The organism is Rhodococcus sp. NPDC058521, from assembly GCF_042719695.1.
Classification (GTDB): domain Bacteria; phylum Actinomycetota; class Actinomycetes; order Mycobacteriales; family Mycobacteriaceae; genus Rhodococcus_F.
The window spans coordinates 95,017-110,685 of record NZ_JBHXNL010000006.1; the positions used below are offsets into that span (position 1 = coordinate 95,017).

Annotated in this window: 15 protein-coding genes and 2 tRNA genes; 11 read left to right on the forward strand and 6 right to left on the reverse strand. The window is 64.0% G+C overall.

Annotated features, from left to right (window positions below; all coding sequences use genetic code 11):
- Positions 1-67 precede the first annotated feature (67 nt).
- On the reverse strand, positions 68-1,303 hold the full coding sequence (locus ACFWO3_RS11900; protein ID WP_378577520.1) for an NAD(P)/FAD-dependent oxidoreductase: 1,236 nt from the start codon (positions 1,301-1,303) through the stop codon (positions 68-70).
- Positions 1,304-1,462: 159 nt separating this feature from the next.
- Between ACFWO3_RS11900 and ACFWO3_RS11905 the strand changes: the two genes are divergently transcribed.
- Entirely contained in the window at positions 1,463-2,098 is a 636-nt protein-coding gene (locus ACFWO3_RS11905) for a DsbA family protein (RefSeq protein ID WP_378577522.1), read from the forward strand.
- A 17-nt stretch (positions 2,099-2,115) separates the two neighbouring features.
- On the opposite strand, the gene ACFWO3_RS11910 is transcribed toward ACFWO3_RS11905, so the two are convergent.
- Positions 2,116-3,126, reverse strand: a complete 1,011-nt coding sequence (locus tag ACFWO3_RS11910) for a M48 family metallopeptidase (RefSeq protein ID WP_378577524.1) — start codon at positions 3,124-3,126, stop codon at positions 2,116-2,118.
- Positions 3,127-3,200: 74 nt separating this feature from the next.
- Here ACFWO3_RS11910 and ACFWO3_RS11915 point away from each other — a divergent pair, with 74 nt between their 5' ends.
- Positions 3,201-3,674 (forward strand): ribose-5-phosphate isomerase, encoded by a 474-nt coding sequence (locus tag ACFWO3_RS11915; RefSeq protein WP_378577526.1) that lies wholly within the window; start codon positions 3,201-3,203, stop codon positions 3,672-3,674.
- Positions 3,675-3,683: 9 nt separating this feature from the next.
- The gene (locus ACFWO3_RS11920) at positions 3,684-4,481 is read left to right on the forward strand and encodes an Fpg/Nei family DNA glycosylase (RefSeq protein WP_378577528.1); all 798 of its coding nucleotides are present in this window, start codon (positions 3,684-3,686) and stop codon (positions 4,479-4,481) included.
- Between the two features lie 2 nt (positions 4,482-4,483).
- On the opposite strand, the gene ACFWO3_RS11925 is transcribed toward ACFWO3_RS11920, so the two are convergent.
- Together ACFWO3_RS11925 and ACFWO3_RS11930 are read right to left on the reverse strand one after the other, a co-directional pair.
- Entirely contained in the window at positions 4,484-5,242 is a 759-nt protein-coding gene (locus tag ACFWO3_RS11925; protein ID WP_378577530.1) for a DUF1542 domain-containing protein, read from the reverse strand.
- 176 nt (positions 5,243-5,418) lie between these two features.
- A tRNA-Gly gene (locus tag ACFWO3_RS11930) sits at positions 5,419-5,492 on the reverse strand.
- 139 nt (positions 5,493-5,631) lie between these two features.
- Between ACFWO3_RS11930 and ACFWO3_RS11935 the strand changes: the two genes are divergently transcribed.
- From ACFWO3_RS11935 to aroQ, 6 genes are all read left to right on the forward strand, one after another.
- Positions 5,632-5,708: transfer RNA gene (locus ACFWO3_RS11935), tRNA-Pro, on the forward strand.
- A gap of 64 nt (positions 5,709-5,772) precedes the next feature.
- The gene (gene tig / locus ACFWO3_RS11940) at positions 5,773-7,146 is read left to right on the forward strand and encodes a trigger factor (protein WP_378577532.1); all 1,374 of its coding nucleotides are present in this window, start codon (positions 5,773-5,775) and stop codon (positions 7,144-7,146) included.
- 187 nt (positions 7,147-7,333) lie between these two features.
- Positions 7,334-7,921, forward strand: a complete 588-nt coding sequence (locus ACFWO3_RS11945; RefSeq protein ID WP_378577851.1) for an ATP-dependent Clp protease proteolytic subunit — start codon at positions 7,334-7,336, stop codon at positions 7,919-7,921.
- 42 nt (positions 7,922-7,963) lie between these two features.
- Positions 7,964-8,626 (forward strand): ATP-dependent Clp protease proteolytic subunit, encoded by a 663-nt coding sequence (locus tag ACFWO3_RS11950; protein WP_378577534.1) that lies wholly within the window; start codon positions 7,964-7,966, stop codon positions 8,624-8,626.
- 276 nt (positions 8,627-8,902) lie between these two features.
- Positions 8,903-10,180: an ATP-dependent Clp protease ATP-binding subunit ClpX gene (gene clpX, locus ACFWO3_RS11955; RefSeq protein ID WP_378577536.1), complete on the forward strand. Its 1,278-nt coding sequence runs from the start codon at positions 8,903-8,905 to the stop codon at positions 10,178-10,180.
- Positions 10,181-10,293: 113 nt separating this feature from the next.
- Positions 10,294-10,734, forward strand: a complete 441-nt coding sequence (gene aroQ, locus ACFWO3_RS11960; protein WP_378577538.1) for a type II 3-dehydroquinate dehydratase — start codon at positions 10,294-10,296, stop codon at positions 10,732-10,734.
- Here the strand turns inward: aroQ and fdhD are convergent.
- Both fdhD and ACFWO3_RS11970 read right to left on the reverse strand, forming a co-directional pair.
- Positions 10,725-11,561 carry a formate dehydrogenase accessory sulfurtransferase FdhD gene (gene fdhD, locus ACFWO3_RS11965; RefSeq protein WP_378577540.1) on the reverse strand — a complete coding sequence of 279 codons (837 nt, stop codon included), beginning with the start codon at positions 11,559-11,561 and terminating at the stop codon, positions 10,725-10,727. The two genes, aroQ and fdhD, sit on opposite strands and share 10 nt — an antisense overlap.
- A complete protein-coding gene (locus ACFWO3_RS11970; RefSeq protein WP_378577542.1) occupies positions 11,561-13,867 on the reverse strand; it encodes an FdhF/YdeP family oxidoreductase in 2,307 nt (768 codons plus the stop codon). The genes fdhD and ACFWO3_RS11970 overlap by 1 nt, the downstream gene beginning before the upstream one ends.
- A gap of 108 nt (positions 13,868-13,975) precedes the next feature.
- Here ACFWO3_RS11970 and ACFWO3_RS11975 point away from each other — a divergent pair, with 108 nt between their 5' ends.
- Together ACFWO3_RS11975 and ACFWO3_RS11980 are read left to right on the forward strand one after the other, a co-directional pair.
- Positions 13,976-15,004, forward strand: coding sequence for an iron-siderophore ABC transporter substrate-binding protein (locus tag ACFWO3_RS11975; protein WP_378577544.1), 1,029 nt, complete (start codon positions 13,976-13,978; stop codon positions 15,002-15,004).
- A gap of 37 nt (positions 15,005-15,041) precedes the next feature.
- The gene (locus ACFWO3_RS11980; RefSeq protein ID WP_378577546.1) at positions 15,042-15,650 is read left to right on the forward strand and encodes a GNAT family N-acetyltransferase; all 609 of its coding nucleotides are present in this window, start codon (positions 15,042-15,044) and stop codon (positions 15,648-15,650) included.
- Positions 15,651-15,669: the final 19 nt, after the last annotated feature.

Below are 15,669 nucleotides of genomic sequence, written 5' to 3' on the forward strand. Positions count from 1 at the left end.
ATCTCCTCGGTGATGGACGGTCGTGCTCGTTCGATGTTGCCATCACATCACGATCGACTGCGGAGAGCTAAGGCAACAGGTCCGACAGTCCCATCGAGGGGTCGCCGAGCTGGGCGGGATCGACGGGCGACGCCGACGACACCAGAGCCTTGATCTGATCGGTGACGTCCCAGATGTTGACGTTCATGCCCGCCAGAACACGGTTCTCCGAGTCGATCCAGAACGCGACGAACTCGCGGCTGTCGGTGTCACCGCGGACGACGACGCGGTCGTAACCCGCACTGGGCACGTACCCCGTGTACTCCATTCCGAGGTCGAACTGATCAGTGAAGAAGTACGGCAGATCGGAGTACTCGGCAGTCCGTCCGAGCATGGTGGCTGCAGCGGTCCTGGGTTGCTTCAGGGCGTTTGCCCAGTGCTCCACCCGTACTCGTTCCCCGAGGTGCGGATGCGCCTGAGCCGCGATGTCACCGACTGCCACGATGTCCGGGTCCGAAGTCGAGAGAGCCGCGTTCACGAGTACGCCGCCGTCTACGTCGAGACCGGCGTTGCGGGCCAACTTCACGTTGGGCGTCGCCCCGACAGCCACGAGAACCGTTTCAGCAGCGATGGTCGTTCCTCCCGCGAGCCGGACACCCGACGCGTGTCCGTCGTCGACGGTGATCTCGTCGACCGTGGCTCCGAGATGCAGAGTCACACCGTGCTCGCGATGGAGATCCGCGAAGACCCTGCCCATTTCGGGGCCGAGTGCGCCGAGGAGGGGGCATTCGGCGGATTCGACGATCGTGACTTCGACTCCGCGTTCGCGAGCGGCGGCCGCGACCTCGAGGCCGATCCACCCTGCGCCGACGATCACCAGCCCGGATCCCGGTTCGAGGATTTTCAGGATGGCATCGGACTCGTCGATCGTGCGCAGGTAGCGCACACCCGCCGCGTCGGCGCCGGGAATCGGTGGACGACTCGACCGCGAACCCGTGGCGAGTGCGAGCTTGTCGTACCGAACCGTCGATCCGTCCGGCAGAGACACGGTGTGTGCGTCCCGATCGATCGACGTCACTTCGGTGCCGAGCCGAAGATCGACGTGGTGGTCGCGATACCAGTCCCCGTTCCGGACGGTGAAATCGGCAAGTTGCTTCTTGCCGGCGAGGTGTTCCTTGGACAGTGGCGGTCGCTCGTACGGGAGGTGATCTTCCTGGGAGAGCAGCACGATGGAACCCGGATAGTCGAGCTCACGCAGAGCTATCGCAGTCGATGCACCAGCGAGGCCGCCGCCGACGACGACGAAGGTCGAATTGTCGGACACGTGAACCATCTCCTCGAGGGAATCGGGTGTCGGTCGTGAGTCCCTTCTCCGACCCTACGTCCGCGCAGCGGCAGACAACCGCGGTCCGGGAACTTTTGGCGGATGATCGGTGTTGCGCACAAGAGTGACCGAAACGACAACTCGACGAGGAGCGTCTGGATGACTACAGGTAGTTCACATGGCGGAGTCGGCTCGAAGGATCTGGCGGAGTTCTGGTTCGATCCGCTGTGCCCCTGGTGCTGGATCACGTCGCGGTGGATCCTCGAGGCCGAGAAGGTTCGCGACATCGACGTCGAGTTCCACGTGATGAGTCTCGCGGTTCTCAACGAGGGCCGTGACATTCCGGAGGACTACCAGGAGATGATGAAGAAGGCTTGGGGCCCTGTTCGGGTCCTGATCGCTGCTGCGCAGAAGCACGGTGACGACATTCTGCCTCCGCTCTACACGGCCATGGGCACCCGAATTCACAACGAGGGCAACAAGGATTTCGCCGACGTCATCGCGTCGTCGCTCGCCGAGGTCGGTCTCGGAGCCGAACTGGCCGAGGCCGCCGATTCGGACGCATACGACGCTGCCCTGCGTGAGAGTCATGCTGCGGGAATGGATGCGGTGGGTCCAGATGTCGGTACTCCCACCATCCACGTGAACGGAGTGGCCTTCTTCGGGCCCGTGCTCTCACGGATTCCGCGTGGTGAAGACGCAGGCCGGGTGTGGGACGGGGCGGTCGCACTCGCCGGCTACCCGCACTTCTTCGAACTCAAGCGAACACGGACCGAGGATCCCGAGTTCGACTAGAGGGCCCGGTTTCGCGGTTATCGGCCGGGCCAGGTCGGACCGATCGAAGGCGTCGGGGCAGGCGCTTGCGGCTCCCGGTAGAGCTGGCCCGGTTTGACGAACAGCGACCCGTGGCGGGTCCGGTTGCGCAGCGCCGCGGCCCGCCAGGTGAGCACGGGGTGTCCCGACATCAGGTTCACCAACCACGGGAAGAAACCACGTTCGGTGGTGGCACGGTCGGCGAGCTCGTCGAAACCGACGACGCTGACCAGATACTTTCCGGCGCCGAGAACGCCCATCGCACCACGAGCACCCTGGGAGCGCACGCAGTAACCGTGGTTGTCCGCCGTGTACTCCATCGATCGGTACAGCGCGGGCCCGACGACGGGGAAATAGTTGGCGGCGAGCTGGCCGAGCTGGCGCCAGTACGACGCGTGACCGGCGGCGATGTGGCCGACCTCGTGGCCGATGATGAACGACAGTGCCTCCGGTTCGCGGGCCTGTCCGCCGATCTCGAACATGTCGCTGTAGACCACGACGAAGCGCCGAAATCCGTGGCCCGACGCGAATGCGTTGATCTGGCCGTTGCCGAGGACCACGTACGCATCGGGTGGCGTGCGCATCCCGAACCTGGCTGCAGCCTCGGCCACCATCCAATATCCGTCGGGAAACTGCGTGGGTGACATCTTGACACCGTTGACCTGCTGCGACCCGTACAACTGCCCGCGGCCGATGGCGAGGGCGATGGGTGCGAGCAGAACGATCAACAACCAGGTCGATACGACGCCGAGGGCAAGCGCGAGGATCGCAACGGTGTAGACGATCGCGGTGAGTAGCACCGTCACGACCAGGAGGGGAATCTCCCAGGGATGCCGAATGGGGTCGTCCCCGGGAAAAAGACCGGTGCGGCCCGAACTCCGGACAGGCCCTGTCGGCCCCGACGCCCACTGCGGATGCTGCGGTGCGGGTGAGTGCGGCGTCGCCGGAAGCGGAAATCCGGGAGGGGGAGTGCCGTGGAAATTCGGCCCGGCCGGGTTGTCGGGATTCATGCGCACCAGGTTAGGGCGCGCCGGGGAGAGGTAACCAATCGAAGGTCGCGCCGCGTCTGACAGAATCACCGACCATGCGCGTATACCTTGGTGCCGACCATGCCGGATTCGAACGTAAGAACGAGATCATCGAACACCTGACCGCGGCGGGGCACGAAGCCGTCGACTGCGGTGCCCACGTTTACGACGCCGTGGACGACTACCCCGCCTTCTGCATCGAGGCCGCACGCCGAGTCGTCGCCGACGAAGGCAGCTTGGGAATCGTGTTGGGTGGCAGCGGAAACGGCGAGCAGATCGCAGCCAACAAGGTTCCAGGCGCCCGTTGTGCTCTCGCCTGGAGCGTCGAGACAGCGCAGCTTGCCCGCCAGCACAACAACGCGCAGCTCATCGGAATCGGTGGGCGCATGCATTCGCTCGAGGAAACTCTCGCCATCGTCGATGCGTTCCTGGCGACGGCGTGGTCGGACGAGGAGCGTCACCAGCGCCGAATCGACATTCTTGCCGAGTACGAGAAGACCGGCGTCGCTCCTGCGGTCCCGCAGGGCTGAGGTCCATCCGTGCCTGAAGGGCACACTCTTCACCGACTGGCGCGTCTGCATCGTCGAGAATTCGCAGGCGCGCCGGTCCGTGTTCTGAGTCCCCAAGGACGGTTCGCGGAGGGCGCGGCCCTCGTGGACGGTCTCGCTATGCACCGCGCGGACGCATGGGGCAAGCACTTGTTCCATCACTACGAGGCCGACCGCACGGTGCACGTTCATCTCGGTCTGTACGGGGCATTCACCGATTCGTCGGTACCGATGGACGATCCGGTCGGCCAGGTGCGGATGCGAATGATCGGTACGAGTTTCGGTACCGATCTTCGCGGTCCCACCGCCTGCGAAGTCCTCGACCCCGAGGAAGTGGATGCGGTCCTTCGCCGGCTGGGACCGGACCCGCTACGCAAGGATGCCGATCCCGCCCGCGCCTGGAATCGGATCTCCCGTTCGAAGGTTTCCATCGGCGCACTGCTGATGGACCAGTCGGTGCTGGCCGGGGTGGGCAACGTCTACCGGGCCGAGGTCCTCTTCCGGCACGAAATCCACCCGGATCGACCGGGTAACCAGATGTCCCGGCCCGAATGGGATGCGTTGTGGGACGACCTCGTCGCTCTCATGGCGGTGGGAGTCCGGCGAGGCAGGATGCACGTCGTCCGGCCGGAACATGACCTCGGTGCGCCGTCGTATGCCAAGGACCGGCCGCGCACGTACGTGTACCGCAGGGCCGGTGAGCCTTGCCGGGTGTGTGGTACCCCTATCCTGCATTCGGTGATGAAGGGCCGAAATCTGTTCTGGTGCCCCACCTGTCAACCCTCCTGAGGTCAGAAGTCGAAGCCGCCGAAGTCCCCGCCACCGAGGTCGAAGTCGCCACCACCGGTGTCGCCCATGTCGCCGGTATCGCCCATGTCGCCCGCGTCTGCGCTGTCGCCGAGTTCCTGCGATGCGTCACCCGCACCGCTTTCGAACTCGTTCGCGGAATAGCCGACTCCCGACATTCCGGAGAACATCGCCGAGAACAAGAACATCGAACCGACACCCCATGCGCCGGCCACGAGGGCGGGACGCCACCAGGGCTCGGAGTACCAACCTGCCGGTACGGGCCGACCTGCGACGCGTCCGCCCGGGTAGTAGTTCGGTGTGCGCGAAGACGGGTTGGGGGACGCGGCCACCTGCCGCCCTTCGAACTCGACCTCACGATCCTCGGTGACCGTCCCCGCGGCTTTCTGCCCGTCGAGGGTCGGCACCTCGGGGCCCGGGTCCATGTCCATCGCGATGCGAGCGGCACGGATGTAGTAGAGGCCCTCGAGTGCGGTCTGCTTCGCGAGCCTGGCCTGTGCCGGGGTGGTTGCCTGATCTATCTGCGAACCTGCGGCGGTGTATCGCTCGGAGGCGTCCGCGAGCGCCTGCTTCGACGGAGTATCGGAGCCGACGAGGTTGAACACCTGTCCACCGAGTCGCTCGATCGACTGGCGGGCGTCTGCTTTGGCGTCCTCGAGTTGGGTGGCGGAGGAGCGTTTCTGGGTCTTGGCGACGACGAACACGACGGCGGCAAGGACGACGATGACGAGCAGGAATTCCATGAGGGCCTCACGACCGGAAGTTTCGGACGACCACTGACTGGGGTGGTGAATCGGACATTTCCCACAGTACCGACGTGATGGGGAGTTACGCCGCGAGCGAACATCGACATGGTCACAGTCGCAAGACGGACCGAGCGCACGAAAAAGGAGCGTTCCCGTAGGGGAACGCTCCTTCGTGGAGGGGATGACGGGAATCGAACCCGCGTAATCAGTTTGGAAGACTGAGGCTCTACCATTGAGCTACATCCCCGTGCACGTCGAAACTCGCTGCTAGCAGTGAACTCCGGCTGCGATGGAGACTGTACCCAACCTCGCTTTGGAATTCATAATCGGGGGGCCGTAGGATCGGTCCCCGGGTCCTCGCGAGGTTGGCGAGAACCTTCTCGGACCGGGGTGTAGCGCAGCTTGGTAGCGCATCCGCTTTGGGAGCGGAGGGTCGCAGGTTCAAATCCTGTCACCCCGACCAGAACCACCAGACAGGCAAATCTGTCGAAATCGAACGTGCAAGACCAGACGAAGGAGCTATTTCCGTGAAGAGCACCGTCGAGCAGCTGAGCCCGACGCGAGTCCGTATCAACGTTGAGGTGCCCTTCGAGGAGCTCAAGCCTGATTTCGACAAGGCCTACAAGGCCCTCGCGCAGCAGATTCGTCTCCCCGGCTTCCGTCCCGGCAAGGCCCCGGCCAAGCTTCTCGAAGCGCGTGTCGGTCGCGGTGCAGTGCTCGAGCAGGTCGTCAACGACGCGCTTCCGGGCCGCTACTCCGAGGCTGTGACGAGCTCTTCGGTGAAGGCCATCGGCCAGCCCGAGATCGAGATCACCAAGCTCGAAGACGGTGACGTCCTCGAGTTCGCCGCCGAGGTCGACGTCCGCCCCGAGATCACCCTGCCCGACTACTCGACGATCGCAGTCGAGGTCGATCCGGTCGAGATCACCGACGAGGCCGTCCAGGAGCAGCTGTTGTCGCTGCGCCAGCGCTTCGGAACCCTCACCGGCGTCGATCGCGGTGTTCAGGACGGTGACTTCCTGTCGATCGATCTGACCGCAACCGTCGGCGGAAAGGACGTTCCCGAGGCAACGGCGACCGGCCTGTCGCACGAGGTCGGTTCCGGCCAGCTCATCGAGGGCCTCGACGAGGCCGTCATCGGTGTGAAGGCAGGGGAGTCGAAGGACTTCCCGTCCACCCTCGTGGCCGGCGAGTTCGCGGGCAAGGAAGCGGTTGTCACCGTCACCGTGGGCTCCGTGAAGGAACGTGAGCTCCCGGAGGCGGACGACGAGTTCGCTCAGCTGGCGAGTGAGTTCGACACGCTCGAGGAGCTCGAAGCCGACCTGCGAGAGCGCGTCGGTCGCGTCCGCAAGGTCGAGCAGGCCGGCCAGATCCGCGACAAGGTTCTCGAACAGCTCATCGAGACGGTCGAGGTCCCGCTGCCCGATGCTGTCGTCAAGGCAGAGGTCGACGCGGCACAGCACGACGCCGTGCACGGTTTCGACCACGACGAGGAAGCATTCGAGTCGGCGCTCGAGGAGCAGGGCACCACTCGCGCGGAGTTCGACAAGGACGCTCAGGAAGGCGCCGAGCGGTCGGTCAAGACCCAGCTGCTGCTCGACGCGATCGCCGATGCCGGTGACGTGACCGTCGGTCAGGACGAGCTCACCGAGCGCATTCTCTTCCAGGCGCAGCGTTACGGCATGGCGCCCGAGCAGTTCATCCAGCAGATCCAGCAGGCGGGACAGCTCGGGGCAGTGTTCGCGGATGTTCGTCGCGGCAAGGCGCTCGCGTCGGTCGTGGAGCAGGCGAAGGTCACGGACACCACGGGTGCCGCAGTCGACACGTCGGAGCTCTTCGGCGGCAACGAGTCCGAGGACGACGACACGGCGGCCGATTCCGCCGAGAGTGAAGACAAGTAAAAAGGCAGGTGGCGGGCATTTTGGGTCGCTGTCGTCAGTGAATAGTTTTCCGCTTTGAGCGAAGTGGGGCGGCACCGGGACTTCGGTGCCGCCCCACTTCGTTAGTGTCAGTGTCAGCAATCGACGATTTTTCGAGAAGGCAGGTACCGTGACTTCCAATCACCTGGAGACTTTGCAGAGTCCCGCCATGACCTCCGCTACCGCTGGATTGAACCTCAGCGATTCGGTCTACGAACGCCTGCTACGCGAGCGCATCATCTTCCTCGGTACTCAGGTCGACGACGACATCGCGAACAAGCTGTGCGCGCAGATCCTGTTGCTGTCGGCGGAGGACCCCACTCGGGACATCTCGCTCTACATCAACTCGCCCGGCGGTTCGGTGACCGCGGGCATGGCGATCTACGACACGATGCAGTTCGCCGAGTGCGACGTCGCGACGTTCGGTATGGGCCTGGCCGCTTCGATGGGGCAGTTCCTGCTGTCGGCCGGCGCGAAGGGCAAGCGTTACGCGCTACCGCATGCGCGGATCATGATGCACCAGCCGTCGGCAGGCATCGGCGGTACGGCCAGCGACATCGCCATCATGGCCGAGCAGTTCAAACACACCAAGCGTGAAATGGCCGAACTCATCGCCGAGCACACGGGCCAGTCCATCGAGCAGATCACCGAGGATTCGGACCGTGACCGTTGGTTCACGGCCACCGAGGCACTCGAGTACGGCTTCGTCGACCACGTCGTCTCCCGCGCGCGCCAGACCGGCGGATCCGGTAACTGACCGATCCCGCCGTCGCACGCCCCACAATTCTTTGGAGAACCGATGACCAACATGTTCGATCCCCGTAAGCTCGGCGGCCAGGCTCCGGCCGGTCCGCAGAGCCGCTACATCCTGCCGTCGTTCATCGAGCACTCGAGCTACGGCGTCAAAGAGTCCAACCCTTACAACAAGCTGTTCGAAGAGCGCATCATCTTCCTCGGCGTACAGGTCGACGACGCGTCCGCCAACGACGTGATGGCGCAGCTGCTCGTTCTGGAGTCGCTCGACCCCGACCGTGACATCACGATGTACATCAACTCGCCCGGTGGTTCGTTCACCTCGCTCATGGCGATCTACGACACCATGCAGTACGTGCGGGCCGACATCACCACGGTGTGCCTCGGTCAGGCAGCTTCGGCAGCCGCGGTGCTGCTCGCTGCCGGAACTCCCGGTAAGCGCATGGCACTTCCCAACGCTCGTGTGCTCATCCATCAGCCGGCCACCGAGGGTATTCAGGGTCAGGTGTCGGACCTCGAGATCCAGGCAGGTGAGATCGAGCGCATGCGTCGCCAGATGGAGCTGACGCTGGCACGTCACACCGGCAAGGATGCCGATGTGATCCGCAAGGACACCGATCGCGACAAGATTCTGACGGCCGAGGAGGCCAAGGAGTACGGCATCATCGACGACGTGCTCGAGTACCGCAAGCTCAGCGCGCAGAAGTAGGTCTTTCGACGTCGATCCACCCGGCTCGCGCGACACGCCAGTATCCGGCGGTTGCCGCGAGCCGGGGACGGAATCCACGAGTCTGAACTCCCCGAAAACGCATCGGCGTGAGGCGGGTCGTTTCGCGGGAGACGGATTCGGAATATAGGTCGACGAATCACCGGTAAGCAGTCGACCTTGTTCCCGATCTGCGGGTACGGTCACATAACGGGCTTTCGTCCAGATCCACTTCGGGCGAGGGTTGCACGGAAACGAAGGAAGTAGGGACCTGACGAGATGGCACGCATCGGAGACGGCGGGGACCTGCTCAAGTGCTCTTTTTGTGGCAAGAGTCAGAAGCAGGTTAAGAAGCTCATTGCGGGACCTGGGGTGTACATCTGCGACGAGTGCATCGACCTGTGCAACGAGATCATCGAAGAGGAACTGGCCGAAACGAGCGAGGTGAAGCTCGACGAGCTCCCCAAGCCGGCCGAGATCCGAGACTTCCTCGAGAACTACGTGATCGGTCAGGATTCTGCGAAGCGGTCGTTGGCGGTCGCCGTCTACAACCACTACAAGCGCATTCAGGCCGGCGACAAGAACCGTGATGCCCACGGTGAGTCCGTCGAACTGGCGAAGTCCAACATTCTCATGTTGGGGCCCACCGGTTGTGGCAAGACCTACCTTGCCCAGACGTTGGCCAAGATGCTCAACGTGCCGTTCGCCATTGCGGACGCCACGGCGCTCACCGAAGCCGGGTACGTGGGCGAGGATGTCGAGAACATTCTCCTCAAACTCATCCAGGCTGCCGACTACGACGTGAAGCGTGCCGAGACCGGCATCATCTACATCGACGAGGTCGACAAGATCGCACGCAAGAGCGAGAACCCGTCGATCACCCGGGACGTGTCCGGTGAGGGCGTACAGCAGGCACTCCTGAAGATTCTCGAGGGAACGCAGGCGAGCGTTCCTCCGCAGGGTGGGCGTAAGCACCCGCATCAGGAGTTCATTCAGATCGACACCACCAACGTGCTGTTCATCGTCGCGGGTGCGTTCGCGGGGCTCGAGAAGATCGTGTCGGACCGCATCGGCAAGCGAGGGATCGGTTTCGGTGCCGAGGTCCGGTCCAAGGCGGAGATCGACACTCAGGATCATTTCGCCGAGGTCATGCCCGAGGACCTCATCAAGTTCGGTCTGATCCCCGAGTTCATCGGCCGACTCCCGATCGTTGCCTCGGTGACGAATCTGGACAAGGAGTCGCTGGTTCAGATTCTGTCGGAGCCGAAGAATGCACTGGTGAAGCAGTACACGCGATTGTTCGACATGGACAACGTGGAGCTCGAGTTCACTACGGACGGCCTCGAGGCCATCGCCGATCAGGCAATTCTCCGCGGCACCGGCGCTCGTGGTCTTCGCGCCATCATGGAGGAAGTGCTCCTGCCGGTGATGTACGACATTCCGAGTCGCGATGACGTCGAGCGGGTCGTGGTCAGTGCCGAGACCGTCAACGACAACGTGCTTCCGACCATCGTTCCGCGTAAGCGGGAGCGGGAGCGCCGCGACAAGAGCGCGTAGGCAATTGTGACGAGGACGGACGTTCGTGTGGGTTCGCCGCACGAACGTCTTTCTCGTATCGGGGCTGCCCCGAGCTATTCGAGTTGGTTCGCACACCGGGAGGACAGCGCGTTATGACGGCAGACGGACCGATCTTCGTCTTGAACGGCCCCAATCTGAACCTTCTCGGTCAGCGGCAGCCGGAGGTGTACGGCAGCGCGACGCTCGACGACGTCGTGGAGTTGTGCCGGACCACTGCGGCGAAGGCAGGACGTGATATCGATGCTCGGCAGTCCAATCACGAGGGTGAACTGATCGACTGGGTTCACGAGGCTCGTCTGTCCGCGTCTGCCGTGATCATCAATCCGGGCGGATTCACTCATACGTCCGTTGCGCTTCGCGACGCGTTGGTGACGCTCGAGGTCCCCCTGGTCGAGGTGCACATCAGCAACGTTCACGCGCGTGAGGAGTTCCGGCGCCACTCCTACGTTTCCGGTATCGCGTCCGGCGTCATCGCGGGTCTCGGTATTCAGGGGTATCGAGCTGCGATCGATTTCGTCTGCGCTCAGGATTGACCGGAGTCGATTTTCATTCGTTCGGCGTGGGTGTAGACGTTCATCGAGTCGCCTCGTAGGAATCCGACCAGCGTCAGATCGCACTCGTTCGCGAGGTCCACGGCAAGCGACGACGGCGCGGACACGGTGGCCAGGACCCGCACGCCTGCCATGGCGGCCTTCTGGACGATTTCGAACGATGCCCTGCTGGTGACCAAGAGTACTTTGTCCGAGAGTGGTGGAAGTCCTTCTCGGACAGCCCAACCCAGCACTTTGTCGACGGCGTTGTGCCGCCCGACGTCCTCGCGTAGTGCGAGGAGTGCGCCGTCGGCTGTGAACAGGGCGGCCGCATGTAGTCCGCCGGTGGAATCGAACGCGCGCTGGCCGCGGCGCAGTGTCACCGGCATCTCGGCCAGCGTGGTCGTGCAGACGGACAGGTCGGTTGCGGGTGGTGGGAACGGCAGCTTCTGACGAATTTCGTCGGCGGACGTCTTGCCGCACACTCCGCATGCCGAGTTGACGAAGGTTCGTCGACTCCGTGCCTCGGGCAGGTGGCTGCCATCGGGAAGGTGGACGTCGACGACGTTGTAGGTGTTCGTTCCGTTCTCGTCGACGCCGTCGCAGTAGCGGACCTCGGTGATGTCCGAGCGGTCGCGGATGATCCCTTCGGTGTACAAAGATCCGTGGACCAGGTCGATGTCGGCGCCCGGTGTGCGCATGGTGACCGACAGCGGACGACCGCCCACCCGCATCTCGAACGGCTCTTCCACCGCCAACGAGTCGGGGCGGGCCGACGATCCGGTTGCGGTGACGCGCACGATCGGTCGTCTGGCGGTTATTCGGCCCATCACGCACTCCTTTCGAGACGTACGATCACTGCTTTCGACACAGGGGTGTTCGACTTGTGGGCAACGTGATCGAGAGCCACGAGCGGGTTGGTCTCCGGATAGTAGGCAGCCGCATTCCCGCGTGGTGTGTCGTATCGAACGATGCGGAATTCCGTCACTCGCCGTTCCTGCGTCGTGCCGTCCGAGGTGGTCCATTCGGACACCACGTCGACGAGATCGCCGTCGCGGAAGCCGAGTTCGCGGATGTCGTAGTCGTTGACGAGGACGACGCGGCGGCCGCCGGAGATCCCGCGGTAGCGGTCGTCGAGTCCGTAGATGGTGGTGTTGTACTGGTCGTGGCTGCGGATCGTCTGCAGGATCAGCCGCCCGGGTGGGGTGGGAATCCATTCCAGATCATGCACGCCGAACGCGGCCTTGCCGGTAGGCGTGTCGAACTCGCGTGCGTCTCGAGGTGGATGTGGCAGCGCGAACCCGTCGGGTTCGCGTACTCGGCGGTTGTAGTCCGTACATCCGGGAACCACTCGCGCGATGGAGTCACGAATCCGGTCGTAGTCGCCTTCGAACGGGCGCCAGGGCACCGGGTGGTTCTCACCGAGCAACACTCGTGCGAGCTGGCAGACGATCGCAACCTCGCTGCGAAGGTGCTCGCTCACGGGATGCAGGCGGCCACGTGACAGATGGACCATCGACATCGAGTCCTCGACCGAGACCACCTGTTTGCCGCTCGCTTGCACGTCGAGGTCGGTTCTCCCGAGGGTCGGGAGGATCAGTGCGGTGCGGCCGTGGACCACGTGACTTCGGTTCGGTTTCGTCGAGATCTGCACCGTGAGTTCGCAACTCCGCAGGGCATCCTCGGTGAGGTCGGTGTCGGGTGTTGCCTGGGCGAAGTTTCCTCCCATGGCCACGAACACCTTGGCGCGTCCGTCCCTCATCGCCCGGATGGCGTCCACGGTGTCGAGCCCGTGACGGCGTGGTGTGGCGATGGAGAACTCGCGGTCGAGTGCGTCGTGAAAGCTGTCGGGCATCTGTTCCCAGATCCCCATCGTGCGATCACCCTGCACGTTCGAATGCCCTCGTACGGGGCACACACCGGCCCCCGGTTTCCCCATCATTCCGCGCATCAACAAGATGTTCGTCGCTTCGTGGATCGTTGCGACAGCGTGGGTGTGCTGGGTGAGGCCCATCGCCCAGCAGATGACCGTGCGCTCTGACCGCGCCAGGGCACGCGCGGTGTCGAGGAGCTGATCGAGCGTGATGCCGGTGGCCTCGAGAACGATATCCAGGTCGACGTCGCCGACGTGCTTCGCATAGTCCTCGAAGCCGGTGCAGAACTTCTCGACGAACGGTCGGTCGACGACCGTGCCCGGCTCCGACTTCTCCATGTCGAGGAGAAGCCGCCCGAGTCCTTGGAACAGCGCGAGGTCTCCACCGAGGCGGATCTGCAGGTAGTCGTCGGCGATCTCGACTCCGTGACCGACGACGCCGTTCACCTTCTGGGGATCCTTGAATCGCAGGAGGCCCGCTTCGCGGAGGGGGTTGATCGCGATGATGCGCGCTCCGCGCTCCTTGGCCTTCTCCAGTGTCGACAGCATCCTCGGGTGATTCGTACCGGGGTTCTGGCCGGCGATGAGAATGAGATCCGCATCCTGCAGATCGGGAACGGTGACCGACCCCTTCCCGATGCCTATGGCGTCGGTCAGTGCGGCTCCCGAGGATTCGTGGCACATGTTCGAGCAGTCCGGAAGGTTGTTGGTTCCGAAGCTGCGGACCAGAAGTTGATACAGGAACGCGGCTTCGTTGCTTGTGCGGCCGGACGTGTAGAACACGGCCTCGTCGGGGTTGTCCAACGCGTTCAGGTGCTCGGCGACCAGTTCGTAGGCGGCGTCCCATTCGATGGGTTCGTAGTGGGTGGCGTCCGGTCGCAACACCATGGGACGAGTGATTCGGCCCTGTTGTCCGAGCCAGTAACCGGTGTGTTCGGCCAGCTCGCGCACCGAATGGTCGGCGAAGAACTGCGGGTCCGCTGTGCGGAGCGTCGCTTCCTCGGCGACGGCCTTCGCTCCGTTCTCGCAGAACTCTGCGGGCTTACGGTGTCCGGGCGTCTCGGGCCACGCGCAGCCCGGGCAGTCGAATCCGTGGCGTTGATTGAGCCGGACGAGAGCGCGTGACGTCCGCACGGCGCCCATCTGCTCGAGTCCGCGTTGCAACGAGACGAGCACAGCGGGCACGCCGGCCGCATAATCCTTCGGCTGCCCGACAACCAGTTCGGATTCGTCGATGTCCGCGCGAGGCCCATGGTGTTTCATGTCTCCATAGTGCATCTCCGGTCGAAGATGCGCCCCCATCTCGGAGGTTTGTCGATTAATGTCTGCGTGGACGTACCGGATCCCAGAGAGGCTCGTCGAATGGTGGGCGTGGCAAAGAAGTACATCTCGCGCGGGCAGCACCCGCTGACGCAGCACTCGTTGAGTCGAAGAGGGTTCCTCGTCGGTTCGGGCGGTGCGATCCTCGCGTTCGCTGCGGCGTGCAGCAGTGATTCCGACTCGGGTGGCAGCAGCGAAACCGGGGTGACCGTCGAGCACAAGTACGGATCGACCGAGGTGCCGGCGGACCCACAGCGGATCGTGAGCGTCGGCTACAACGACCAGGACACCGTCCTGGCTCTCGGGGGCACGCTCGTGGGCACGTTCGACTGGTACGGCGATTACCCGAACGGTCTGTGGCCGTGGGCGCAGGAAGCGGCAGGGGACCAGAAGCCCGAAATTGTCGCTGCCGCATCCGGGGGCATCGATTTCGAGAAGGTTGCCGGCGCGGCGCCCGACCTGATCGTCGCCACGTATTCCGGCCTCACCCAGGCCGACTACGACAAACTGAGTGCAATCGCCCCCACCGTTGCTCAGCCCGCGCAGTTCGCGGACTACGGGGTTCCTTGGCAGCACCAGACGGCGATTCTCGGCGAGGCGCTGGGTAAGAGCGGTGAGGCGACGGAACTGGCGGCATCGGTCGACGCCGACTTCGAGAACGCGAGGGTCGCAAATCCCACCTTCGAAGGCAAGACGGTACTGGTCGGCGCGCTGAAGGGACCTGGCCAGTTCGGTGTCTACGGTGCCGAGGACCCCAAGGTGCGCTTCTTCACCGAACTCGGATTCGCCAATCCGCCCGTGCTCGATCAGATCACCGGCAACTTTGCCGAGATCAGTACCGAACAACTCTCGCTGGCGGAGGTCGACCTGCTCGTCTGGTACGCAGGCGGCGGATTCGGTGACAAACTTCGTGCCGAGCTCGACAAGACCCCGCTCTACCAGGAACTCCAGGTGGTCAAGGACGGTCGCGCCATCATCCTGGAAGACGAAGCGGCAGAGGCGATGACGTGGAGTACCGTCCTCAGCCTGCCGTATGCTCTGAACGAGATCCCGTCCCGAGTCGCACCGCTTGTGCAGTAGGAGTGCAGCGCCGAACCTGTGAAGGTAGGTTCGGCGCATGGGAATCCGTGTACGCCCCGCCGACCGGTCCGATGTCCAGGAATTGTCCCGCGTGCTCGCCGACGCGTTCGAGGACGATCCGGCACTCTCGTGGGTGTTGCCCGATCCGAAAGATCGCGCGAAGCGCCTCGCCCGCATGTTCTCAGCTGTGACCCGACACCACCACCTGTCCCAGGGCGGCGTGGAGGTCGCGACCGACGAGACCGGCGTGATCGGCGGTGCGACCTTGTGGGATCCGCCCGGGATGTGGCGACAGTCGACGTGGTCGACTCTTGGGATGATGCCTTCGATCGTGTGGGCGTTCGGTGGCAGGACCCGGTTCGGTGGCGAATTCGACCGGGCCCTCGATCGTGCTCATCCGCAAGAACCGCACTGGTACCTTTCGACCATCGGAACCGGGTCGGCGGCGCGAGGTGGGGGATACGGCACCGCCCTGATGTCCTCGAGGCTCGATCGATGCGATGCCGAGGGGTCGGCCGCCTATCTCGAGTCGAGCAAGGCGGCGAACATCCCGTACTACGAACGATTCGGCTTCGCAGTCACGGGCGAGATTCCGATGCCCAGAGGTGGACCGGTCTTGTACGCGATGTGGCGCCACCCTCGCTGAACGCGCGGCAATGGCTCGG